The sequence below is a fragment of the Brevibacterium sp. K72 genome (assembly GCF_050562175.1).
GTDB lineage: Bacteria > Actinomycetota > Actinomycetes > Actinomycetales > Brevibacteriaceae > Brevibacterium > Brevibacterium casei.
Genome location: NZ_CP191582.1, coordinates 1,013,537 through 1,037,672, shown reverse-complemented (window position 1 = coordinate 1,037,672; position 24,136 = coordinate 1,013,537). Strand labels below are relative to the sequence as shown.

At 68.0% G+C, this 24,136-nt stretch carries 20 protein-coding genes; 13 read left to right on the top strand and 7 right to left on the bottom strand.

Features of this window, described 5'->3' with window-relative positions:
* Positions 1-10: 10 nt before the first annotated feature.
* Complete coding sequence (locus ACQ1RG_RS04595; protein WP_430600593.1) at positions 11-3,295, top strand: S41 family peptidase; 3,285 nt, start codon at positions 11-13, stop codon at positions 3,293-3,295.
* Positions 3,296-3,336: 41 nt separating this feature from the next.
* On the opposite strand, the gene ACQ1RG_RS04590 is transcribed toward ACQ1RG_RS04595, so the two are convergent.
* From ACQ1RG_RS04590 to ACQ1RG_RS04580, 3 genes are read right to left on the bottom strand one after another with little or no spacing between them, the layout of a single operon-like run.
* Positions 3,337-3,945: a hypothetical protein gene (locus ACQ1RG_RS04590; RefSeq protein WP_430600591.1), complete on the bottom strand. Its 609-nt coding sequence runs from the start codon at positions 3,943-3,945 to the stop codon at positions 3,337-3,339.
* Positions 3,946-3,947: 2 nt separating this feature from the next.
* Positions 3,948-4,733, bottom strand: a complete 786-nt coding sequence (locus tag ACQ1RG_RS04585; RefSeq protein WP_009379851.1) for a pyrimidine reductase family protein — start codon at positions 4,731-4,733, stop codon at positions 3,948-3,950.
* 42 nt (positions 4,734-4,775) lie between these two features.
* A complete protein-coding gene (locus ACQ1RG_RS04580) occupies positions 4,776-5,813 on the bottom strand; it encodes a Dyp-type peroxidase (protein WP_009379852.1) in 1,038 nt (345 codons plus the stop codon).
* A gap of 95 nt (positions 5,814-5,908) precedes the next feature.
* On the opposite strand from ACQ1RG_RS04580, the gene ACQ1RG_RS04575 reads away from it, so the two are divergent.
* The 3 genes from ACQ1RG_RS04575 to ACQ1RG_RS04565 all read left to right on the top strand — a co-directional run bounded on the left by ACQ1RG_RS04575 (position 5,909) and on the right by ACQ1RG_RS04565 (position 6,958).
* Positions 5,909-6,055: a hypothetical protein gene (locus ACQ1RG_RS04575; RefSeq protein WP_201671842.1), complete on the top strand. Its 147-nt coding sequence runs from the start codon at positions 5,909-5,911 to the stop codon at positions 6,053-6,055.
* A gap of 156 nt (positions 6,056-6,211) precedes the next feature.
* Positions 6,212-6,577 (top strand): DUF488 domain-containing protein, encoded by a 366-nt coding sequence (locus ACQ1RG_RS04570; protein WP_167560330.1) that lies wholly within the window; start codon positions 6,212-6,214, stop codon positions 6,575-6,577.
* 27 nt (positions 6,578-6,604) lie between these two features.
* On the top strand, positions 6,605-6,958 hold the full coding sequence (locus ACQ1RG_RS04565) for a VOC family protein (RefSeq protein WP_430600588.1): 354 nt from the start codon (positions 6,605-6,607) through the stop codon (positions 6,956-6,958).
* A gap of 60 nt (positions 6,959-7,018) precedes the next feature.
* Here ACQ1RG_RS04565 and ACQ1RG_RS04560 read toward each other — a convergent pair whose 3' ends face one another.
* The gene (locus tag ACQ1RG_RS04560) at positions 7,019-7,228 is read right to left on the bottom strand and encodes a DUF5808 domain-containing protein (RefSeq protein ID WP_009379855.1); all 210 of its coding nucleotides are present in this window, start codon (positions 7,226-7,228) and stop codon (positions 7,019-7,021) included.
* Positions 7,229-7,534: 306 nt separating this feature from the next.
* Between ACQ1RG_RS04560 and ACQ1RG_RS04555 the strand changes: the two genes are divergently transcribed.
* The 3 genes from ACQ1RG_RS04555 (at position 7,535) to ACQ1RG_RS04545 (ending at position 13,127) form a co-directional block, all read left to right on the top strand.
* Complete coding sequence (locus ACQ1RG_RS04555; RefSeq protein WP_063248792.1) at positions 7,535-8,137, top strand: TetR/AcrR family transcriptional regulator; 603 nt, start codon at positions 7,535-7,537, stop codon at positions 8,135-8,137.
* A 141-nt stretch (positions 8,138-8,278) separates the two neighbouring features.
* On the top strand, positions 8,279-9,631 hold the full coding sequence (locus tag ACQ1RG_RS04550; RefSeq protein ID WP_430600586.1) for a Cmx/CmrA family chloramphenicol efflux MFS transporter: 1,353 nt from the start codon (positions 8,279-8,281) through the stop codon (positions 9,629-9,631).
* 568 nt (positions 9,632-10,199) lie between these two features.
* Complete coding sequence (locus ACQ1RG_RS04545) at positions 10,200-13,127, top strand: HNH endonuclease signature motif containing protein (protein WP_430600585.1); 2,928 nt, start codon at positions 10,200-10,202, stop codon at positions 13,125-13,127.
* Positions 13,128-13,415: 288 nt separating this feature from the next.
* On the opposite strand, the gene ACQ1RG_RS04540 is transcribed toward ACQ1RG_RS04545, so the two are convergent.
* The gene (locus ACQ1RG_RS04540) at positions 13,416-13,814 is read right to left on the bottom strand and encodes a VOC family protein (protein ID WP_063250783.1); all 399 of its coding nucleotides are present in this window, start codon (positions 13,812-13,814) and stop codon (positions 13,416-13,418) included.
* 368 nt (positions 13,815-14,182) lie between these two features.
* Here ACQ1RG_RS04540 and ACQ1RG_RS04535 point away from each other — a divergent pair, with 368 nt between their 5' ends.
* The 3 genes from ACQ1RG_RS04535 (at position 14,183) to ACQ1RG_RS04525 (ending at position 18,714) form a co-directional block, all read left to right on the top strand.
* Positions 14,183-15,556 carry an NAD-dependent succinate-semialdehyde dehydrogenase gene (locus tag ACQ1RG_RS04535; RefSeq protein ID WP_009381250.1) on the top strand — a complete coding sequence of 458 codons (1,374 nt, stop codon included), beginning with the start codon at positions 14,183-14,185 and terminating at the stop codon, positions 15,554-15,556.
* 195 nt (positions 15,557-15,751) lie between these two features.
* Entirely contained in the window at positions 15,752-16,012 is a 261-nt protein-coding gene (locus tag ACQ1RG_RS04530) for a hypothetical protein (RefSeq protein ID WP_009381251.1), read from the top strand.
* Positions 16,013-16,137: 125 nt separating this feature from the next.
* Positions 16,138-18,714, top strand: a complete 2,577-nt coding sequence (locus ACQ1RG_RS04525) for an excinuclease ABC subunit UvrA (protein ID WP_144587799.1) — start codon at positions 16,138-16,140, stop codon at positions 18,712-18,714.
* Here the strand turns inward: ACQ1RG_RS04525 and ACQ1RG_RS04520 are convergent.
* A complete protein-coding gene (locus ACQ1RG_RS04520; protein ID WP_009381257.1) occupies positions 18,690-19,139 on the bottom strand; it encodes a MarR family winged helix-turn-helix transcriptional regulator in 450 nt (149 codons plus the stop codon). The genes ACQ1RG_RS04525 and ACQ1RG_RS04520 overlap by 25 nt on opposite strands.
* Before the next feature lie 174 nt (positions 19,140-19,313).
* Between ACQ1RG_RS04520 and ACQ1RG_RS04515 the strand changes: the two genes are divergently transcribed.
* Positions 19,314-20,519, top strand: a complete 1,206-nt coding sequence (locus tag ACQ1RG_RS04515) for an MFS transporter (RefSeq protein ID WP_144587797.1) — start codon at positions 19,314-19,316, stop codon at positions 20,517-20,519.
* Positions 20,520-20,661: 142 nt separating this feature from the next.
* Here the strand turns inward: ACQ1RG_RS04515 and ACQ1RG_RS04510 are convergent, their stop codons facing one another.
* Positions 20,662-22,158, bottom strand: a complete 1,497-nt coding sequence (locus ACQ1RG_RS04510; RefSeq protein ID WP_101623300.1) for a DHA2 family efflux MFS transporter permease subunit — start codon at positions 22,156-22,158, stop codon at positions 20,662-20,664.
* A gap of 206 nt (positions 22,159-22,364) precedes the next feature.
* Here ACQ1RG_RS04510 and ACQ1RG_RS04505 point away from each other — a divergent pair, with 206 nt between their 5' ends.
* Entirely contained in the window at positions 22,365-23,396 is a 1,032-nt protein-coding gene (locus tag ACQ1RG_RS04505) for an Atu2307/SP_0267 family LLM class monooxygenase (protein ID WP_101623301.1), read from the top strand.
* 97 nt (positions 23,397-23,493) lie between these two features.
* Positions 23,494-24,069, top strand: coding sequence for a hypothetical protein (locus tag ACQ1RG_RS04500; RefSeq protein ID WP_144587794.1), 576 nt, complete (start codon positions 23,494-23,496; stop codon positions 24,067-24,069).
* Positions 24,070-24,136: the final 67 nt, after the last annotated feature.

The following is a 24,136-nucleotide window of genomic DNA, read 5'->3' as shown; positions in this document are numbered from 1 at the left end:
TGTGGATCACGTGACTTATCTCAGGTACCCCCACATCAGCGGCGATCTCATCGCCTTCATCGCCGACGACGACGTCTGGCTCGTGCCGACCGCAGGCGGCCGGGCATGGCGGCTCACCGCCGATCGTGCTCCGGCCCGCAGTCCGCGATTCTCCCCGGACGGCTCCCACGTCGCGTACGTCTCCCACCGCGACGGTCATCCCGAGCTCATGCTCGCCGAGGTGGCGACCGGTGCCCTGCGCCGGCTCACCTGGCTCGGCGGGACCGCGACGACGATGCTCGGGTGGGAGGACGATTCACACATCCTCATCGGTTCGAACGCGGGCGAAGCCGAGGTCCGCGACCATGTCGTCAAGCGCGTGGGCCTGGGTGGTGAGGTCGAGCGCCTCACGTGGGGTCGCGCATCCGGGTTCGCCCGTCACCACTCGGGTGCCACGGCGCTCTCGACGCCGTACAGTCGTCCCCCGGCCCATTGGAAGCGCTACCGCGGAGGCACCGCGCCGAGGCTGTGGCTCGATCGGGCCGGCGACGCCGACGGGGCGGGGACGCAGTGGCAGCGGCTGCTGCGCGACGAGGCCGCGCCGCTGAGCGATCCGCTGTGGGTCGGCGACTCACTCGTCTTCACCTCCGACCGGGCCGCGACGTTCCCCAACGATGCCGACGAGCAGGCGAACCTGTGGATCTGGGACGGACTGGCCACGGCAACAGGTGACAACCTCGGCGAGCCCCGTCAGCTCACCCACCAGACCGAGGCCGACGGGTACGTCCGCGATGCGACGACCGACGGCAGAAGGATCGTGTGGCACTCCCGCGGCGAGATCAAGGTCCTCGACTCCCTCGACGGGCAGGTCCGCACCCTCGACGTCACCCTCCCGGGCACGCAGGTGCAGTCGCGCTCGCTCACAGCCGATTCCGGGGTCGGTGCCATCGCCCCTGACCACGGCGGCAATGCCTCGGCGATCGAATGGCGGGGGAAGGCGTTCTGGCTCGCCCACCGCGAGGGGCCGGCCAGGGCGCTGGCGGCCGAGTCGGCCGTGCGGGTGCGTGAACCCGTCGTCCTCGGGCAGACCGGCGCGGTCGCCTACGTCACCGACGTCGACGGCGAGGATGCGATCGAGGTCCGGGAGACCTCCGGGTCGAAACCGCCTCGGCGGATCGGGGCCGGGGCTCTCGGACGCGTCCTCCACATGTCCGCCGATCCCGCGGGACGGATCCTCGCGACGATCTCCCACGACGGGACGGTCCGCCTCGTCGAGGTCGCCGGCGGCGGCAGCCGTGTCGTCGGCCATTCCGGCTTCGGAGAGGCGACGAGTCCGCGCTTCTCCCCCGACGGGAGGTACCTCGTCTGGGCGCAGCCGACGCAGGGCGAGGGGGATCTCAACCGGCTGATGATCACCGAGGTGCGCTCGGATGAGGAGGGAAAGCCGCTGACGACGGGGCGGTTCAACGACTTCTCCCCCGCGTTCACGCGCGACGGGAAGTACGTCGCGTTCCTCTCCGACCGGACCTTCGATCCCGCGTACAACCAGCATTCCTTCGACCTCTCCTTCAACGGGGTGACGAGGCCGTGGCTGCTGCCGCTCTCGGCCACCGACCCCGCACCCTTCGGCCCGAGCACCGCCGGATGGGCGATCAGCGAGCTCACCGAGGAGAGCGAGAAGGGCCAGAAGAAGTCCGGAAAGGACACCGTGAGCACGGTCGAGCCCGACCTCGACGGCGCCGAGGAGCGGATCGTCCCGTTCCCCGTGTCCTCCGGAGTCTTCCGGGACCTCGAGTCCGCCGACGGCGGGGTGCTGTGGATGCGCAAGGGCGATGCCGAGGACGGCGAGCTCGGCGACCGGTACGCGGGTGTCACGGGGGACAAGCCGCGCGAGCAGGTCCAGTACTTCGACTTCGCCAAGCGCAAGCTCGTCACCGTCGTCGACAAGGCCGACGACTATCGGGTGAGCGGCGACGGAAAGCTCATCGTCGTCACCGACGGCGACGACGTCACCGTGCGCCCCGCGAACCGGAAAGTCGAGGCCGATGACGACGAGTCCGTGACCGTCGACCTCGCGCGGCTGCGCTTCGAACTCGACCAGCGGGCCGAGTGGCTGCAGATGTTCGAGGAGAACGCCCGGATCATGCGCGACCACTACTGGCGGGCCGACATGAACGGCGTCGACTGGCAGGGGGTGACCCTGCGGTGGCGCCAGGTCGCGGCGAAGGCGCTCACCCACGACGACCTCGTCGACATCCTCTGGGAGACCGTGGGCGAGCTCAACACCTCCCATGCCTACGTCACCCCGGCCGAGCCGCTCGGCGATGAGTCGAAACGGCTCGGCTTCCTCGGCGCGGATCTCGCCCGCACCGACAAGGGCTGGGAGATCGTCCGCATCCTCCCCGGTGAGACGAGTGAGCCGGCGGCACGGTCGCCGCTGCGTCAGGCCGGTGTCGGGGCGCAGCCCGGGGACGTCATCGTCGCCGTGGACGGGCAGAGCGTCGATGAGGACCTCGGTCCCGCGCCGCTGCTCGTCGGGGCAGCCGACCAGATCGTCGAGCTCACGCTGCGCACCGGGCGCAGGGAGCGCACGGTCGCGGTCGTGCCGGTGAAGTCCGAGGAGAAGCTGCGCTATCAGGACTGGGTGCGCTCGCGGCGCGAGTACGTCAGGGAGGCGACGGGCGGCAGGCTCGGCTACGTCCACATCCCCGACATGATGGCCGGCGGCTGGGCACAGCTGCACCGCGACATCCGGCAGGCGATGGCCGCCGACGGCGTCATCGCCGACGTCCGGTTCAACCGGGGCGGGCACACGAGCGCCCTCGTCGCCGAGCGCCTCGCCGACCGCGTCATCGCGTGGAGCGCCACCCGGTCGTACGACGAGATGGTCCCGGATCCGGAGAACACGCGCCGCGGGCCGGTCGTCTTCCTCGCCAACGAGTTCTCCGGCTCCGACGGGGACATCATCAACGCCCGGGTCCAGGCGAAGGGCATCGGACCGGTCATCGGGGTGCGCACGTGGGGCGGGGTCGTCGGCATCGACGGCCGCTATGAGCTCGTCGACGGGACGAAGGTCACCCAGCCGCGGTATGCGTTCTGGCTCGAGGGCAAGGAGTGGGAGGTGGAGAACCACGGCGTCGACCCGGACATCGAGGTCGAGCACGATCCCTCGCAGCTCTTCGCCGAGGCCGATCCGCAGCTCGACCGGGCGATCGCCGAGGTGCTCGCCCGCCTCGAGGAGACCCCCGCGGTCACCGCACCCGAGATGCCCGAACCCCGTGTCCGCATCCGCCGCCGAGGTGGTGCTGGGGAGTAGCGGCTGGCTCAGGTGGGGCCGGGGAGCGGGTTTCCCCGGCCTCAGCCTTGCGCGTCGACCGGGGCGAGCGCCCAGAGGCCGAAGGCGAGGAGGACGAATCCGGGGATGACCCCGGCGAGCACCGGGATGAAGGCGGGTGCCGGGATGAAGAACGCGATGAACCCGGCGATCCCGCAGAGCGTGACGACCCCGGCGAGGAGATGGAAGCGGCGGAGTCCGAACACGTGGCCGAGGGCGAAGAAGTGGGACCCGACGACGACCGAGACCCACGCGACGCCGAGCTCCGGGTACCCGAGCCCTGCGAGCAGCTTCGTCCCGCCGAAGAGCGCGAGGGCTTCGACGGCGACGATGATCCAGAAGCTCGTGCCGAACGCCTTCGCGGTTCCGGCCTGCGGGGATCCCCGCCTGCGACCATAGCTGCGGAAGGCGAGGAAGAGGATCGCTGCGAAGGCGAGGATCCCGACGACGAGGACCATGATCCGACCGACCGTCGAGAAGCCTGAGCTGTTGACGACGAGGAAGACGAGGCCGAACGCCCCGCCGATGAGCGCACCGATCTCCGCGCCGCGCGCCGGTTGGGGACGGACGGTGTCCGCGGGTGGGGGCGAGGCTGGAGGGTCGGTCGGCGGGACGTCGGGGATCTGCGTCATCGTCAGCTCCGTTCGAAGCGGTAGAGGAGGTAGAGGTACCCGTCGTCGGTGGCGAGCACCTCGGCGAGGTCGAGGGGGACCGGGGGATCGAGGGCCGGGCCGTGGACGATGCGGGTGCCCTGACCGCCGACGATCTCGGGCGAACGGGTGAGGCAGAGCTCGTCGGCGCAGCCGGCGCGGACGAGTTCGGCGAAGACGCTCGGTCCGCCCTCGCAGACGATGCGTTCGAAGCCCCGTTCCCGCAGTGCGGCGAGCGCGAGCGTGAGGTCGACGGTGTCGGCTCCGGCGACGATCACCTCGGCGACTTCAGCGGCCTTCGCCCTCGCCTCGGCGGGGGAGGATTCGCTCGTGAGGACGATCGTGCGCGCCCATGCGGGGGCGTCGACGAAGAGCGGGGAGGAGAAGTCGAGGGCGAGGCTGTCGGTGACGACGGCGATGGGCGCGGTCGGGCTGCGGCCCTCCCTGAGCCCGCGCCAGCGGGAGTCGTCCTCGGCCGGACCGTACTCCTCGGTGCGGGCGGTGTCGGCTCCGACGAGGATGACGTCGGCAAGCGCACGGTTGAGCGCGAAGACCGCGCGGTCGACGGCGTTGCCGAGCCCGCCGGCGCGCCCGGAGACGGTCGCGGCACCGTCGACCGAGGCGACGAAGACGGCGCGGACCCACGACTGCGCGTCGGCGGGTGACCGGGCGTCGGCGGGGAACGCGAAGGCCTCGGGCAGGCTGAGGTCCGGGGTTCCGCCGTCAGTCGCTCCGGGGAGGAGCCGGCGGACGGTGGGGATCTCGGTCATCGCCGATCACGCTCCTTGCCGCTGGATCCGAGGATCCGAGCCTCAGCCCTGCGCGTTCGTGTTCTCCGGGCTCGAACCCTGTGCGCTCGAGCTCTGCGTGGTCGCGCCCCGCGAGTTCGAACCGAGCACCGAGGTCGGATCGTCGAGGAAGTCCTGCGTCGGGACGAAGAACAGGCCGCCGGTCAGGGCTGTCGAGAAGTCGAGGATCCGGTCGTGGGTGGCGTCGCCGTGGCCCAAGAACATGTGTTCGAGCATCGTCTCCGTGACCTCGGGGTCGGCGGCGTAGCCGATGAAGTACGTGCCGAAGTCCCCGGATTCGACGGAGCCGAAGACCATGTTGTCGCGCACGATCTTGCGTTCCTTGCCATCGGGCCCGGTGATCGTGTTGAGGACGATGTGCGAGTCGGGGGCCTTGTCCTTGTCGGGGAACTCCATGTCGGAGAGCTTGTGGCGACCGAACGCCGCCTGCTGATCCTCGACGGTGATCGAGTTCCACTTCGGGAGGTCGTGGATGTACTTCTGGACGATGACGTAGCTGCTGCCGGCGAAGTCGGGGTCATCGTCGCCGACGAAGACCGAGTCGACGGCGAGCTGGTCCTCGGGGTTCGCGGTGCCGTCGACGAAGCCGAGGATGTCGCGCTGGTCGAAGTAGCGGAAGGCGTGGACCTCGTCGACGACGTCGACGGACTCGGAGATCTGGTTGATGAGCTGCCGGGCGAGCTCGAAGCTCATGTCGGTGCGCTGGGAGCGGATGTGGAAGAGAAGGTCACCGGGCGTCGAGGGTGCGACGTGGGTGCCGCCGCGCAGCTCTTTGAATGGGTGGAGCTTGGCCGGTCGCTTCTCGGGGTAGAGACGATCCCAGAGATCGGCGCCGATGCCGGTGACACACGAGAGGTTCGCGGCCTTCGCGCGGAAGCCGACGGCGCGGATGACCCCGCCGATCCCGCCGAGGAACTCCCGGATGGCGTCCTCGGCACCCGGTTTGACGGTGACGACGACGAAGACGGCCGACGGTGCCGGCGGTTCGAGGACGTGCTGGGGGCTGACTGCGCTCGGGGGTGATGCGTACTGGAAAGTCACTGATCCGTCTCCTGTTCCGCGGCCCACGGAGGAGTGTGAGCCGAACGACAATCGTCCTTGGTCGGTCAGTATACGCGGAGAACACGGCTTCGACATTGACACCGGCTGAAGTCATCCGCGCGCAGTTGATCTGCGCACCGACGATCGCCGACGACGGCATCGTCGCAGGTGGACGCCGGTCCGGTGTGGGGGCGCTCTCGTCTCCGGCCCAGTGGTGGATGGATCTCGTGGCCGGTGGCTAGACTGACCGGCACCAGCGTTGACGAACCTGCACCGATGACGGCGGACCTGTACCGACGACGAACCGGCACCGACGACGACGAATCTGCCAGTCCCAGAAACCCTGGCAGACTCAGAAACCCCGGCAGACCCAGAAACCGACGAGAGCGAGGAGCGCCATGACCGAGACGAGCGCGATCCGGGTCAAGCGGATCTACGAGGATCCGAGTCCCGACGACGGCGCACGCGTCCTCGTCGATCGTCTGTGGCCGCGCGGGGTGAGCAAGGAGCGCGCCGACCTCACCGAGTGGCTCAAGGACGTCGCCCCCTCGACCGACCTGCGGAAGTGGTACGGCCACGATCCCGCGAAGTTCGACGAGTTCTCCCGCCGCTACCGTGATGAACTCGACGACGACGAACACGCCGAGGCGTTCGCGACCCTGCGCGACTTCGCACGGAAGGGCACGCTCACCCTGCTCACCGCCTCGAAGGACGTCGAGATCAGCGAGGCCGCCGTCCTCGAGCACGTCCTCACCGGCGGCTAGTCCCGGTCCGTCGCCTACGCTGTGACCATGGACCTGACGTGGGAGCAGATCGTCGTCGATGCCGCTGATCCGCACGCTCTCGGCCGGTGGTGGGCCGAGGCGCTCGGCTGGGTCGTCGTCGATGAGAGCAAGGACGAGATCGAGATCAGGGAGAGCCCCGATCGCCTGCCCGGCCTGCTATTCGGGCGCGACACGAACGCGAAGTCCGTGAAGAATCGCCTCCACCCGGACTTCCGTCCCGCCGATCAGGCCGCCGAGGTGGCCCGCCTCCTCGACCTCGGAGCGCGCCGGGTCGAAGTCGGGCAGACCGGGGACGAACCGTGGGTCGTCCTCGCCGATCCCGAGGGCAACGAGTTCTGCGTCCTCTCCTCGCGGCGCTGACAGGGCGCGCTCGATGCGCACACGGGTGCCGCAGAACACGACGACTCAGAACACGACGACTCAGAACACGACGCCCCAGACGATCACGGCGATGAGGACGACGAGGACGACGAGCGTCCACACGCTGCCGAAGTTGACCGTCCACCCGATGCCGACGCGCTTGGGGACGAGGAATCCGGGATCGCGCGGACAGAAATAGAGGAGTCCGAACTTCCAGTTCGCATCATCGTCTCGCAGCTGCTGCTTCTCCGCCTCGCTGAGCGAACTCATCGTCGAATCTCCTCCTCGTGTCTCGGCCTGCTTCATAGGAGCCAACCCTGGTCTGGCCACGGTCCCGGACCTCTGTCCTCGACCGTTCCCTCTCGGTGTCGCCCCGACCTGGGCCCGCTCTGTCCCGGACCGGCCCGCTCTGTCCCGGACCGGCCCGGTCGTGTGGACCCAGCCGTCCCGGACCCGTTGTCAGGCCCTCTTCGCCGTCGACGACGCCTGCTGTCAGGCTACGCCCCATACCCCTGTGACGAAAACTCACTGAAATTTTATTGGACACATCTGTCCAATATGCCTTAGGGTCGAGGCATGGGCCGGAAGAAGACGTTCGACGAGCAGGCGGTGATCGACGCCGCGATCGCCGTGTTCAGCGAACACGGGTACACGGGCACCGATGTCGGTCTCGTGTGCGAGCGGGCGAACATCGGCCGCTCGAGCTTCTACAACACCTTTGACAGCCTCGACGCGGTCTTCCTCCGGGCCCTGCGGGACTACACGGCGACCGGCATCCCGGCGCGCGAGCACCTGCTCACCAGCGACCGGCCCGCTCCCGCGCTCCTCTTCGAGCGCCTCGGCGGGGAGCTGGCGCAACAGTGCGCGGACGAGAAGCGGATCGGCTGCCTGTCGGCGAACACGGCCGCCGAGCTCGGACGCGAGGTCGACGCCGTCTGCACGATCCTCGATCCCGACCGGGCCGCGTGGCTCGAGACCTACCGGACCCTCATCGCCCGCGGTCAGGCGGAAGGTCACCTGCGCTCGGAGCTCGACCCGAAGTCGACGGGCGAACTCGTCCAGAGCGTCCTCGCGGGACTCCGGGTCTCCGCCCGTGTCATGCCCGCCGAAGATGTCGACGCCCAAGCCCGCACCTTCGTCGCCGCTCTGTGCACCCCGGCCGGGGCCGAAACGTTCTGAGGCTCCGAGCCCACCACGCACGGCACCGACACCGCACGCGCTTCCGCAGCCATCGCACACACTTCCGCCACCGTCCGCACGACAACCATCCAGACGAGACAACCCACACGCGACACCACCCAGACGAGGGGACCTGAGCTCATGACGTCATCGACCACCGGCACGACCACCTCGGCGACCGACGATTCATCCACCCGACCCCGAGTCCCGGCCCAGGTCTACCTGCTCGCCGCCGCGATCTTCTGCCTCGGCACTTCGGAGTTCATGATCGCCGGCCTGCTCGAGCCGATCAGCGCCGACCTCGGCATCTCGATCCCCCAAGCAGGCCTCCTCATCACGGGATTCGCCGTCGGCATGATCGTCGGGGCACCGGCGATGGCTCTGCTGACCCTGCGACTGCCCAGGCGGGCGACGATGATCATCACGATCGTCGCGTTCTCCGCCCTCCACATCCTCGGCGCGCTGGCCCCGAACTATCCGATCCTCATGCTCAGCCGCGTCCTCTCCGCCGTCGCGTGCGGCGGATTCTGGGCGGTCGCCGCCGTCCACACGACCCGCATCGCCCCAGTTCAGGTCCGCGGCCGAGCGCTGGCAAGCCTCGTCGGCGGCCTCACCGTCGCCAACCTCGTCGGCGTGCCCATGGGGGCGTGGATCGGTGCGCAGTTCGGCTGGCGGGCCACCTTCTGGGCGATCGCGATCGTCACCGCGGCTGCCGCCGTCCTCATCGCCGTGATGACCCGGCCGAGTGCGGATCGGGACTCCGCCGCCGAGGCGGCCGACCGTTCCGCAGTCCACCTCCCGACCCTGGTGCGGGCCGAACTCGCGGCGTTCCGGGGACCGCGGATCTGGCTCGCGCTGTCCACGACGGCGCTCTTCCAGGCGTCCGTGTTCGCGGCGTTCTCCTACTTCTCCCCGCTGCTCACGCAGATCGCAGGAATCCCGCATGACTTCGTCCCGGGCGTGCTCGCCGCCTTCGGCATCGGCGCCTTCATCGGGGTCGTCGTCGGTGGACGGCTCGCCGACCGCACCGTCTTCGGCAACATCGTCGGCAGCCTCACGGCGCTTGCGCTCAGCCTCTTCGCCCTGTGGCTCGTCGCCGGTGTCGGATGGGCGGCAATCGTCGTCATCGTCCTCATCGGAGCGAGCGGCTTCTCGATCGCCGGTGCCCTCAATGCCCGAGTGTTCCAGATCGCGACCGAGGCGCCGACCCTGGCCGCGAGCGTGAATACCTCCGCGTTCAATGTCGGCAACGCCCTCGGTCCTGCCGCCGGGGCTGCGGTCATCGCGCTCGGGTGGGGCTTCCGCGCCCCGGTCGTCGTCGCGATCCTCCTTGCTCTGGCCGCCCTCGGCGTCGCCGCCGTGGCCATCCGCGGGGAGCGGGCATGGCGGCAGCGTCAGATCGCCGAGGTGGGGGCCGAGACCGCGCCGAACCCGACGGACGGTGACCCCGACCGAAACACCTCCTCCTGCGGGGCGGCCGGCAAGGCCGAGTGACCACGGTCCGGGCGGTGCACGTGCCGGTTAATGCTCAGAATGTGTGTACAGGATCGGCCTCTTGCCCACTAGGCAGAAGGGCAAGTCCGGGTTGAACATGCTCGGTAGAAGTTGAACATGCTCGGTTGAACGGCAGCGCCTTGCCGAGTACGTGCTCCTGGTTGCACGAGGGCGACCTCGTCGCTGAGGCGGTGGGAGGTGCGCGCAATGCGCTCCGAAGTCAGGACTGCCCGATGTCAGGAGTGTCCCCAAGCCAGCACTGCCCCCGAACCTGTGCTGCCCTCGCATCTGTGCTGCCCGCGAACCTGTACTGACGGTCGATACCGCCGACCGGCACCGATTGCGGCGGACGACAGCGGATATCGGCCCATGTCCGAATCTCGTGTCAGTGCCGTCTGCCACCATATAAACACAACAACACACAGACCACTATCAACGACCAGGAGACCACCCACACACCCCCTCACACCCACAACCACAACCGCCATTCCCATTCCGTACGACCCGATTCCCCTCCACCGTTGCACCGCTCTTCCCCGACAACGACGTCAGAGACAGGTGACACACCATGCGCGACACCACCGCTGATCTCAGCGGACCCGACGACCCCGGCACGGGCACCCCCGGCCCGGTCGCTTCGTCGCGCTACACCCTGCACCTGGGATCGAACCTCACCGACCTCGCCACCGCCTCCACCACCGTCGACCTCGCCCACCTCACCGTCTTCGAACTCACCGCCGGCCACATCCTCGCCGAGATCATCCACGACCATGACCACCCCACCCCCACCGACGGGTCCCCTTACCGGTTCGCCACCATCGCCGAAACCCTCAACCGACACAACGGACAACCGGACTCCAGCCACGTCGCAAACGATGCCCCTACCCGACCTGAATCAGCCGACGCCACATCGAACACTGCCCCTTCCGCACCCGCAGATTCCGGTCACGTCCCCGTCCCCGCTGACGAATCAGGATCACCCCGGCTTTCAGCACCGGCAGACTCGACGATCGAACACCCCACAATCCAGGACCTGCCCGACTTCCCCGGATACACCCCGGACACGACCTTCTCAGCGTGGGTCCATGACCACGTGGCCACCGAGCACCTCGGGGCGATCTCCACGATCCTCGGCACCACCACCGCCCGCACCTACCGCCACCTCACCCAAGCTGTGACCCTCATCCACGGACTCCCCCGCTTCACCGCCCGTGCCCGCTCCGGCGAGTTCACCCTCGCCCACATGATCACCGCCGCCGACCTCTGCCAAACAGTGGCCCTCGAACACCTCCCCCGCCTCGACCAGCACCTAGCCACCAGACGTGCCGATGTCACCAGTGACACCCTGCGCACCGGGCTGCGCAAACTCATCCACCTCCTCCAAACCCCCGACGACCGGTCCCACATCGCCGCGCAGCGCCGCCGCGTCGACGTCGACACCTTCGGCAACGGCACCGCCTGCCTGTCCATCACCGCCCCCGCTGATGAAATCCATGCCGCCTACGCCCGCGTGAACGCCATGGCCAGAGCCATCCACAACGGCCAAACCAGCACCCTCAACCTCCCCGCCGGGGTCGAGATCATCGACGAGCGCACCATCAGCGCCCTCATGTGCGACATGTTCCTCCGCCCCCACCCGAAACTGGCCATCCGAGTCCGCGAACTCGACCCCATCACCGGCATCGAAACCCACCGTGAAACCCCGCTCCTCGATGAGAACGGGGAACCCCGGTTTCACTATGACGACACCACCATCACCGGACTCACCGACCTCCTCACCCCCGCAGTCAGGGAAGACACGGATGCCGGACCGGACGGAACCGAACCACGAGGAACCGACCCTGCAGCCACCACCATTGAGTCCCCCTACCCGCCTGGGGCATCGTTCTTCCCCCACGGCCGCCCCCAACCGGTGGTGGTCGAGTACGCCATCCTCGTGGACATGGAATCCGGGCCTGAGGCGATGCGCAACCAGGCCGGTGTCATCGTCACCGTCCCCTTCCTCACCCTCACCGGCGACGCCAACCTGCCCGGCACCCTTGCTGACGGGTCCCCCATCCCGGCAGAGACGGCCCGTCGCATCGCCGCCGGTGCCCCGACACTGACCCGGATCCTCACCGACCCGGCCACCGGCACCCCACTCGACGCCCAAGCACTGACCTACGCGATCCCGAAACCCGTCAGGCGGACCCTGATCAACCAATGGGCCACCTGCACCTTCCCCGGCTGCACCAGAACCGCGGAGAAGACCGAGATCGATCACGTCGACCCGTTCAACCACACCGACCCGATCCGGGGTGGGCTCACCCAGTTCGGCAACCTCCACCCCTTGTGCAAGAAACACCACGCGGTGAAGACCGCACGCCGATACGCCGTGGACATGAACGACCGGGGCAGTGGAACGAGTCGGATCGCCTACGAGTTCCCCCACGGGCTGATGACCACAATCGAGGCCCCTGACCAACCCATCGACATCGACCACGCCCTGGCATTCGCCGACCTGGCCCGGATGCGACCATGCCGGTGGGTGACCCCCGACCATGACGTCCCGGACGAACCCGCAATCATTGAAGTTCCACCCACGAGAGAACACGTCAAGGAGCACAGAGCACAACAGCGACGGATCGCGGAAGTCGCTGCCCGTGACCAAGCGCTGCGGGAGGCTACCGAGGCATCGAATGCGGCACGGGCACGTCTGCGTCTCGAACACGCCATGGATTGGGAACACGCCGTCTTCCCAGCCTGTCTGCCTCCCGGGCATGACCCGGTGAGAATGAAGGCCCTGCCACCAGGAACAAGCGACCCGTTCGCTGCCACAGACGCTGAGCGAGGGTGCACGTCAGCACGGTCGTCGTCGTTGATCTGGTGTACGGGGAGGAGTCTGTGTGAGACGGATCCACCCCTCGGGCATTGCCCGTTGGGGCCGGTCGAACCGATCACCGGACACCGGTCCCTGGCCCAACAGCGCAAGCACGCGATCGCCCAGCGGGCGAAACGACTCCGAGCCGCCACCGAGACCAAACGCCAACCAGCCCGACGGCGGAAAACGGGTGGACGGAAACCGAAACCCCGCAGAACCCCGACAGGCTACTCGACACCGACAACAACCTCGCCTACCCCGACGACGTCGCCTACCCGCAGGACAACGACCCGTCAGTCCTCCGTCGCGTCGACTCCCCAAGTGCCCCCGAGCATCGACCCCTGGACCTTGGCCGTCGATCCCGACAGCGATACCCGTGCTCCCTGGGAGAGCAAGGTCGACGCATCGTCGACCTCGGGACACCCCGCGACAGCGAATCTCGACACCACGCCGCCGGATCCCAGCGCGACGAGCACGAACACGAACCCGACGACCGCGAACCCAACCACCGCGAACGCCGGACCGGGATTCGTGACTCGCGGTCCTGTCACGGAGTACGACACCAGCTTCACCCGACAGCCACCCCCGGTGATCAACTGGGACCACGACCCCGTCACCGACCCACCACCGTTCTGAGGAAACAGGCACCGCATTGCGCCGATGAACGCTGTCGCGAAGTGTCGACGTGTCTGCACAGTCATCTGCAAGGCGGAGCGGAGTCGATGCCGGACTCACCGGATATCCATCGGTCGACGTTGATGTGATCTCGGCAGTGGAATCAGGCGACGACAGCGGAATCAGAGATCGGCGGTGGATTCAACCGTCGGTGACGAGTACACCGGCAGAAGGGGTCAAGTGCCAGCGGCGACCGAACCGCCGGCGTCGGCTGAGCCGACCGCTCCGACTGAACCACTTGTGACGGTCTCAGCCCTCCACGTCAGGATCCCCCAGCGTCTCGGGCGCCGGCTCCCACAGTTCGATCCGGTTGCCCTCGGGATCGGTCACCCAACCGAAGCGGCCGATGCCCTCCATCTCCTGGATCTCGTCGTCGACGTCCGCCTCGGCGGCCTGGAGCTGTTCGAGCATCGCGTCGAGGTCGTCGACCCGGAAGTTGAGCATCGTCTGCTGCCGCCCGAACCCGTCGGCACGCTCGCCGAAGTAGTCCGTCTCCGCCTCGAACGCCGCCACGACGGTCGGCCCCGCCTCTTGCCGCCACACCCCCTCGGTGGTGTCGACCCCGAGCCGGCCTTGGTACCAGGCCGACAGTGCCTCGGGATCGCTGGCACGCAGGAAATATCCGCCGATTCCGTTCACTTTCTCCATGCCGCCCACCCTATGCCCGCGACCGTCCCCGCGGAACCCCATCGTCGTCACTGGAGGCCCACGCCGCGGCGGTTCCACGAGCCCTGCCCATTCAGCTCGGAGCTCCATCGCCGCAGTGACCTCGGAGCCCCAGCCCCGCACAATGGCCGGTGCCGCTGTCTGTCCGGGATCACCTCGGCGAGGTTCGAGGAATGCGACAAGCGGCGTTTCAGGAATTCCTCACCCTCTCCCCGTGTTCCCTTAGCAGGCATACCCTCGAAAGGGGAGTCTCAACGAGGATTTCCACCGAGGAGTCCAGACGGGGAGTCCGCCCTCGTTGCGGACACCGCCTCACCGAGGTCCCCACCTCCATCGCGAAAGGATCGTCCATGAGCAAGTTCGCACTCACCAATGCCAACACCGGCGAAGTCGAGGAGGAGTTCCCCTCGGTCCCCGTCGAGGAGATCCCTGGCTACATCGACCGCGGCCACACCGCCTTTGAGTCGTGGAAGGACACACCCCTCATCGAACGCTCGGCGATCCTCCGACGGTTCGCCGACCTCGTCGATGAGAACGCCGATGAGATGACCGACATCATCGGCCGTGAGATGGGCAAGCCGAAGCAGCAGGGCCTCGCCGAGGTGGACAAGGTCGCCCGCACGGCCCGCTGGTTCGCCGACCACGCCCACAAATACCTCAACCCCACTGAACTGCCCTCCGCCGGCGCCGCCCGCAGCTACGTCCGCCACGATCCGCTCGGCGTGCTGCTGGGCATCATGCCGTGGAACTTCCCCTACAACCAGATCGCCCGCTTCGTCATCCCGAACCTCGTCGTCGGCAACGCGATCATCATGAAGCAGGCCTCGATCTGTCCTGTGTCCTCGCAGTACTTCGCCGACCTCCTCGTCGAGGCGGGCCTGCCCGAAGGCGTGTACCAGAACATCTACCTCGACAGCTCCCACGCCGAGGAGGTCCTCAAGGATCCTCGGGTCAAGGGCTTCTCCCTCACCGGGTCCGAAGCGGCCGGCGCCTCCGTCGCGGGGATCGCGGCGAAGTACCTCAAGCGCTCAGTCCTCGAACTCGGCGGCAACGACCCCCTCGTCGTCCTCGACTCCACGGACGTTCCCGCACTCGCGAAGAAGGTCGTCGGCATCCGCCTGACGAACGCCGGACAGGTGTGCACCTCCCCGAAGCGCTTCATCGTCGTCGACGAGCTCTACGACGAATTCGTCGCCGAGGCGAAGAAGGCCGTCGAGGCGACGAAGGTCTCGACGTTCGACGATCCCGAGGTCGGGATGGGGCCGCTGTCCTCCGAGAGCGCACGAGATGAGATCGTCGAGCGCATCGCGAAGGCCGTCGAGAACGGCGCGACACTGCACACGGGCGGGCAGAAGCTCGACCGTCCCGGCTGGTTCATGTCCCCGGCCCTGCTCACCGACATCGACCCGGACTCCGACCTCGGATGCAACGAGCTCTTCGGTCCGGCCGTGATGATCTACCGGGCGAAGGATGAAGCGGACGCCCTCGAGATCGCCAACCACTCCGAGTACGGGCTCATGAGCTCGGTGTGGACGGACGACCTCGAGAAGGGCGAGCGCTTCGCCGCGAAGATCAACGCGGGCATGAGCTTCGTCAACTCCCACATGGAGTCGGGACCGGAATACCCCTTCGGCGGCATCAACCGCTCCGGCTATGGCCGCGAGAACGCCGAATGGGCTCTGCGGGCGTTCACCAACGAGCACCTCATCCGCGTCCACCCCTGAGGGACCACGGCACATCGCTGTCCACTCACGCTGTGCGTCTGACCGGGGTCGCCACTGTTTCACATTCAACAATGTGAATTGCCTCAAAGCTGTGGACTCCCCTAGTTGGCCGATGCCAGACTGAACACCCATCCACAGGGGTCCGACCCACAGCTCCACGGGGGTTTCCGCCCCACAGTCGAGAAAGGTCAGCACATGTCCGAGAACACCTCAGAATCCGGTTCGGTCAGCGCATCCGAAGCCGCTCGCATCATGTCCGATCCCAACGCCACCGAGGAGGAGCGCTCCGTCGCAGCGAGCGTTCTCCGTCAGTCCGACGACCGCGGCGGCGAGACGAGTGCCTGGGTCGCCTCTGAAGCCGGCGACCTCACCCGTGACGGAGATTCCGAGGAGGTCCGCTCCGTGGCCGCCAGCGACCTCTCACAGGCGGACAAGGAGCGCGACGAGAACTCCTGAAGCACGGTTCCCCTCCACGGAACAGACATCGACCGCATCCGGCCGACAGCGAACGATTCGCTGTCGGCCGGAGTCGTCTCCACCTGCTTCATAGGATGAAGACCCCCGCCGTTAGGATCGAAGCCATGACCGCCGATCGTCTCAGCAGCGACGTCGTCTCCGGACACATCGCCGTCCGGGGTGCCCGCGAGCACAACCTCCGGGCCGTCGACATCGACATCCCCCGCGACACGATCGTCGCCTTCACCGGGATCTCGGGTTCGGGCAAGTCGTCACTCGCCTTCGGCACGATCTATACGCAGTCCCGCCAGCGCTACCTCGAGTCGGTCGCCCCCTACGCCCGACGCCTCATCGACCAGGGCTCGGCTCCCCACGTCCGCGTCATCACCGGACTCCCTCCCGCCGTCGCCCTCCAACAGCAGCAGTCGGGCAGCACCCGGTCGACCGTCGGTACGGTCTCGCGGGTCTCGAACGTCCTCCGCATGCTCTACTCCCGCTCCGGCACATACCCCGAGGGTTATCGACCGGCCGACCTCGCCGGCACCTTCCCCCGCGACGCCGCCCCGCTCGACTCCGACAGCTTCTCCCCGAACACCGCGGTCGGCGCGTGCCGGACGTGCTCGGGCATGGGCCGCCTCCTCCAGGTCGACGAGGACCGCCTCGTCGGAGACCCGTCGCTGAGCATCGACGACGGAGCGATCGTCGCCTGGCCGGGCGCCTTCGGAGGCAAGAACAACCGTCGGGTGCTCCGCGACCTCGGCATCGACATCAACGTCCCCTTCGACTCCCTCCCCGCTGACACCCGGCAATGGGTGCTCACGACCGACGACCAGCCCACGGTCGAGGTCAAGGAGGGCTACAAGGGCACGTACATGAGCCCCAAGCGCTGGGTCGAGCACACCTTCGCCGACTCCGCCTCGGCGCGGATGCGCGCAACTGCCGCATCCTTCATGACGGAGAGGCTCTGCCCCACGTGCCACGGCAAACGCCTCAACCCCGAAGCCCTGGCTGTGACGATCGCCGGCATCGACATCGCCGAGGCGGCCCGCCTTCCGCTCACCGGGCTCGTCTCCTTCCTCGAGAACGCCCGCACCCACCCGGCCACCGGGGAGCTCTCCGTCGAACGCAACCAGGCCGCCCAGGCCCTCATCGACGTCCTCGTCGACCAGCTCGGCACTCTCATCGGCCTCGGCCTCGGCTACCTCGAGGTCGCCCGCCCCACCTCGACGCTCTCGAGCGGCGAACTCAAACGCCTCCACCTCGCCACGCAGCTGCGCAGCGGGCTCTTCGGAGTCCTCTACGTCCTCGACGAACCCTCGGCGGGACTCCACCCCGCCGACCTCGAGCTCCTCCTCGGTGCCCTGCGCCGGCTCGGAGACGAGGGCAACACGATCTTCGTCGTCGAGCACAGCGCCCCCGTCATCCGCGCCGCCGACTGGATCGTCGACCTCGGTCCCGGGGCCGGGCGCTACGGCGGACGCGTGCTCTACAACGGTCCGGCCGACGGCATCGCCGAGGTGGCGGAATCCGTCACCGCCCGCTACCTCGGTCCGGTTCCTCCGCTGCCGCCGTCGCCACCGGCTCCCCGCGCGCTCACCGAGTGGATCGGCCTCCTCGGCGTCACCGGCCACAATCTCACCGGGATCGACGTCTGCCTCCCCCTCCATGCGTTCACCGCGATCACCGGAGTCTCCGGGTCGGGGAAGACCTCCGTGCTCACGGCACTCGCCGATGCCGTCCGCACCACCCTCGACCTCGCCGAGGTGACCGCCGACGAGGAGAGGAACCCGCAGTCCGTCGAGATCGCCGAGGAGATCTCCCACGGAGTGCCGGTCTGGGACCTCGGCAACGACGAGCTGGCGACCGCATCGACGACGGGCCTCGAGGCGATCGATCGCGTCATCGTCGTCGATCAGCGTCCCATCGGCCGCACCTCCCGGTCGACGCTGGCGACCTACACGGGACTCTTCGACACCGTCCGCAGGCTCTTCGCCGCCCAGCCGGAAGCGAAGGCACGCCGCTTCGGCGTCGGACGGTTCTCCTTCAACCAGCCCGAGGGGCGCTGCCCGAACTGCCTCGGAGACGGGGTCGTGAGCATCGAACTCCTCTTCATGCCCACGGAGACCGCCCCATGCCCGGTCTGCCACGGCAAGCGCTACAACCCGGAGACCCTCGAGGTCACCTACCGGGGGAGGTCGGTCGCCGATGTCCTCGCGATGACCGTCGACGAGGCGGCCGAGTTCCTCTCCGATGTGCCGCCGGCGGCGAAGATCCTCACCCTGCTCGCCGACATCGGACTCGGCTACGTCAGCCTCGGTCAGTCGGCGCCGACGCTCTCGGGCGGGGAGGCGCAGCGGATCAAGCTCGTCTCCGAACTCCACCGCTCAGCGCGCGGTCACAGCCTCTACATCCTCGACGAACCGACGACGGGTCTCCACCCGTCCGACATCGACATGCTCATCGGTCAGCTCCAGCTCCTCGTCGACGCGGGCAACACGGTCGTCATCGCCGATCACGACCTGAGGACGCTCTCGATCGTCGACTGGATCATCGACCTCGGTCCGGGGGCCGGTGACAACGGCGGTGAGATCGTCGCAACGGGCACCCCGGTCGATCTCGCCGAGGAGGCAGAGAGCCTCACCGGTGCGCACCTGCACGAGGCCCGCACCCGCCGGGCTCAGGCGACCGGCGCTTCGGCGTAGAGCGCGGAGACGAGAGGTTCGAGCTCCGGGGTCTCGCGTGCCTCGGCGAGCGCCTCTTCGAGGACTCGATCATGCGTCGGCTTGGCTGCGGCGAGCAGCTTCTCACCTGCTTGAGTGAGCTCGGTGTAGATGCCGCGCCGGTCGTCGGCGCAGAGGATGCGGGTGAGCAGACCGCGGTCCTCGAGTCGGGTGACGAGCCGCGTCGTCGCACTCGAGGACAGCGCTGCCGCGCGGGCGAGCTGTCGCATCCGCATATGCCAGCCGTCCTGCCTGCTCAGCGCGTCGAGCACGGTGAATTCGACGACCGAAAGCCCGTGCTCGCGCTGCAGGCTGCGCTCGAGCTCGGTGTCGATGAGTCCGTGCAGGGCCGCGAGCGTGCGCCAGCCCCGGGCCCGGATCTCCACCGCGTCGTCCCTGATCCCCACGTGCTTCTCCTCACTTCGTTCGTCCTTCCATGATACACGACTTGCGCAGATAGAACGCGTGTGCAAGTATCTATATCGATGCGTGTGCAACTACTGCGCACGCCGCATATTGCGGGTGCACCGTCCGCGGACCACCCGACCAACCACTTCTCATTCCCATCGGAAGGACCTTCCATGCCCCTCGCACTGCTCGCCCTCGCCATCGGCGGGTTCGGCATCGGACTCACGGAGTTCGTCATCATGGGTCTGCTGCCCGAAGTGGCGGCGGACTTCGCGGTGACCGAGACCGTGGCCGGCTATCTCATCTCGGGCTATGCGCTCGCTGTCGCCGTCGGCGCCATCCTCCTCACGGTCGCGCTCACCCGCGTCAACCGGAAGACCGCACTCATCGCACTCATGGTCCTCTTCATCCTTGGCAACGCACTCTCCGCGATGGCGCCGAGCTACGAGATGATGATGATCGGCCGGATCGTCGGGGCCCTCTGCCACGGAGCGTTCTTCGGCATCGGCTCCGTCGTCGCCGCGAGTCTCGTTGCTCCCAACCGTCAGGCTGCGGCGATCGCCATGATGTTCGCGGGTCTGACCAGCGCGAACGTCCTCGGCGTTCCCCTCGGCACGTTCCTCGGCCAGGCTGCCGGGTGGCGTTCGACGTTCTGGGCGATCTCGGTCATCGGCATCATCGCCCTCATCGGCATCGTCACGCTCGTCCCCAGGGAGAGCGTCCACTCGACCTCGACGGGCAGCATCCTCAGCGAGTTCCGGATCTTCCGCTCGCCTCAGGTATGGGCGTCGATCCTCATCACGATCCTCGGCTACGGCGGCATGTTCGGCGCCTTCACCTACATGGCCTTCACCCTCACCGGTGTGAGCGGATTCGCGGCCTCGACGGTTCCGTGGCTGCTCGTCCTCTTCGGCGTCGGCCTCTTCGTCGGCAACTTCCTCGGCGGCAGGGCTGCGGACAGGAACCTCGGCGCGACCCTGCTCACCCTCTTCATCGGCCTCATCGTCATCCTCGCCGTCTTCTCGCAGGTCGCCGGCAACCAGATTGCGACGATCGTCGCCCTCTTCCTCATGGGCGGCTTCGGGTTCGCAACCGTCCCGCCGCTGCAGATGCGGATCATGGGCCACTCGGAGGGTGCCCAGACGCTCGGCTCGGGCGCGAACATCGCGGCCTTCAACGTCGGCAATGCCTTCGGCGCATGGGTCGGCGGCCTGACGATCGCCGCAGGGCTCGGCTACGCCTCACCTCTGTGGGCCGGAGCGCTCGTCACCCTCGCCGGTCTCGTCGTCTTCCTCGTCGCCGGTCTCGGTCGGGGAGGCGAGCTGCGTCGGAAGCAGGCGGTCGCCGAGACTCCCGTGACCGCGGACATCAGCGCCTGAGCCCGAGAGTCTGACCCAGCCTCTGGCACCAGGTGCCGGACTCCGACACCTCAGCTCTCGAACCGGATCGCCTCGGCAGCATCGAGGGCGAGTTCGACGGCCTCACCGTCGATGCTCGCCCCGATCGCCGAGGCCGCCGAGGTCAGCTCTCGAGGGCGACCGCGTGATCGTCAGGCGTCTTCTGGTCTTCGGGCTTCTTGATGAAGAAGGCGAGGACGACGGGGACGAGCGCAATCGCCGAAGCGAGGAGGAACGCCGAATGAGCCCCCGGAGCCCCGGCCTCCGCGACGCTCTTGCCGGCGGCCTGGCCCGCGTGCAGAGCCGCCGAGTAGATCGAGATGAGCAGCGCCGTGCCCGCGGCGCCGGCGACCTGCTGCAGGGTGTTGAGCGCAGCGGATCCGTGGGAGTACAGACGCCGTTCGAGCGATCCCAGCGATGCCGAGAAGAGCGGCGTGAACGACCCGGCGAGTCCGAGCGACATCGCGATCTGGATGATGACGAGGACCCAGATCGGGGTGCCGATTCCGACGTTCGAGTACGCGAACATCGCCGAGGCGATGAGGATCGTGCCGGGGATGAGCAGCGTCCGTGGGCCTCTCGCGTCATAGATGCGGCCCATCACCGGACCGAGAAGGCCCATGAGCACCGATCCCGGGAGCAGGACGAGGCCCGACTGGGTCGCATTGAGGCCGACGACGCTCTGGAGGTAGAGCGGCAGGAGGGAGAGCGTGCCGAACATCGACAGCGCCACGACCGCCATGATGATGACCGAGAGGACGTAGTTGCGCGAGGTGAACACGCGCAGGTCGAGCAGCGCCCGATCGGCTCTGATGAGGACGAGCTGACGCCACACGAAGAGTCCGAGGAAGACGAGCCCCCCGGCGATCGACGCCCAGGCCAGGCCCGTTCCGGCCGAGGCGCCGGCACCCAATTCGCCGCCGCCGAACTGGCTGAGGCCGAAGACGATGCCGCCGAAGGCGAACGCCGAGAGGATGATCGAGACGACGTCGATCGGGGCGTGGGTGGTCTCGCCGAGGTTGGTCATCCACTTCGCACCGAGACCGAGGGCGATGAGCCCGATCGGCAGGACGATGCCGAAGAGCCAGCGCCAGCCGAGGGAGTCGAGCACGATGCCCGACATCGTCGGTCCGATCGCCGGAGCGAGTGAGATGACGAGGCTCACCCGTCCCATCATGCGTCCCCGCTGATGCGGCGGGACGACGTTCATCATCGTCGTCATGAGCAGCGGCATCATGATGCCGGTGCCGCCCGCCTGGACGACGCGTCCGACGAGGAGCATCGGGAAGCCCTGCGAGAGCAGACAGATGAGTGTGCCCAGGCAGAAGAGGATCATCGCGGTGAGGAAGACCTGCCGTGTCGTGAACCGCTGGAGGAGGAACCCTGTGGTCGGGATGACGACGGCCATGGTGAGCATGAACGCACTCGTCAGCCACTGCCCGAGTTCAGGCGGGATGTGGAGCGAACGGTTGAGCTCCGGGATGGCGATCGCCATCGTCGTCTCGTTGAGGATCGCGACGAACGCGGCGACGAGGAGGAGCCAGATGACCCGCATCCCCGCCGGGTCGATCACATCGTCGTGGGACGACGGTGCTTGGGCGGTGTTCTTGTCACTCGACAAGTCTGGTCTCCGATCGGAAGAGGCGGATTTCAGGCAGACACAGCAGGCAACGGCGCGTCCGTGCGGCTTTATTCCGGGTGGTGGGGAAATTCTCCCACCGTTCTCACAGTACTCCGCTCGTCGTCGCCGGCGCAGGCCGCTCAGCCTTCAGGCTCCCACACGGCACGGACACGGAATCTTTTGTCCCGCCTCGGCGTTGGCAGGGCATGGCAGATGTGGAATTCGGGCTCGACACCTTCGGTGCGCTCACAGAGGACGACAACGGCGAACTCATCACCCATGCGCAGACGGTGCGCGACGTCGTCGCCGACGGCGTGCTCGCCGATTCGGTGGGGCTCGACTTCTTCGGAGTCGGTGAGCACCACCGCCCCGACTTCGCGGTCTCCAGCCCCGAGATGGTGCTCGCGGCGATCGCGGGACGCACTGAGCGGATCCGACTGGGATCCGCGGTCACGGTGCTCAGCTCGGATGACCCGGTGCGGGTCTTCGAGCGCTTCGCGACCCTCGACGCGGTCTCGAACGGGCGTGCGGAGATCGTCGCCGGCCGCGGGTCATTCATCGAATCGTTCCCGCTCTTCGGATACGACCTCAGCGACTACGAGGTCCTCTTCGAGGAGAAGCTCGAGCTCCTCGCGAAGCTCCTGCGGGACCAGCCCGTGACCTGGCAGGGGACGACACGCTCCGCGCTGTCGAACCAGCAGGTGTTCCCCTCGACCGAGAAGCCCATCCCGGCCTGGGTCGGGGTCGGCGGCAGCCCCGAGTCGGTGGTGCGCACAGCGAAGTACGGGTTCAGTCTCTTCCTCGCGATCATCGGCGGGCAGCCCGAGCGCTTCGCCCCCTACATCGACCTCTTCCACCGTGCCCAGGACGAATACGGCATCGAGCACCGGCCGATCGCCGTCCATTCGCCCGGTCTCGTCGCCGAGTCGGATGAGCTCGCCCGCGAGATCGTCGAACCCGGGTGGACCGCGATGCGCAGGCGGATGGGCCGCGAACGCGGGTGGCCGCCCCCGCAGCCCGGCGACTTCGAGGCCGAGATCGAGACCGGCGCGCTCTACGTCGGCTCGCCCGAGACGGTGGCGAAGAAGATCGCGACGACGATCACGGCCCTCGGTATCGACCGCTTCGACCTCAAGTACGACCAGAGCAAGGTCACCCACGAGACGCGGCAGACCTCGATCGGCCTCTACGGCGAGAAGGTCGTGCCCATGGTCAAGGACATGCTCGCCGGCAGCTGAGCCGGATGCTGAGCCGGCTGCTGAACCGACCCCGCCGGCGGCTCGGGGACCGCGTCGTCGTTGCCCGACGCCGCGCGAGCAGATACCCTGACTGGGTATGAGTTCATCAGGATCTGCAACCGCTGCGCGCGTCTCGGGAGCGCCCTCGCGTTCCCGCAGGCGCCCATCGTCGGTGCGCATGGTCCTCTTCCTCATCGCGGCGCTGACGATGGCCGCGGGCCTGCTCGCGCTGCCCCACGCCGGGGAGATGTCGGACGCGATGTCCGGCCAGATGTCGGGCGCTATGACGGGGTCCGTGACGTCGACCGCGCACGGGATGTCGGGGTCCTCCCACGGTGCGTCGGGCTCTGCGGCACCGGGAGCCGCCTCGGCGATGGGCGGGCATCAGCCTGCCGACGTCGGGCAGATCTCCGCAAACGACGAGATCACCGCCGTGACCTGCGCCGACATGCCGTGCGCCGGTGACCACGATCCGCTCACCCCGTGCATCGTCATGCTCATGTGCGCGTTGGCCGCGATCGTCCTCTCCCTCCTCCTGCCCCGGTCCCGGGGGACGGTGTTCCGCCTCCCGCGCGGTGACACGGCCGGGTCGCGCCCGGTCATCGCGCGCATCCCTGCACCTCCGGACTCGCACGCGCCGAGTCTCACCGTTCTCTCCATCAGTCGGACGTAGGCCGTGATCGTCGCCGGCCACCTCCCGGCCGGCGACACCTCGATCACGCTCCCGTGAGCGACCACGA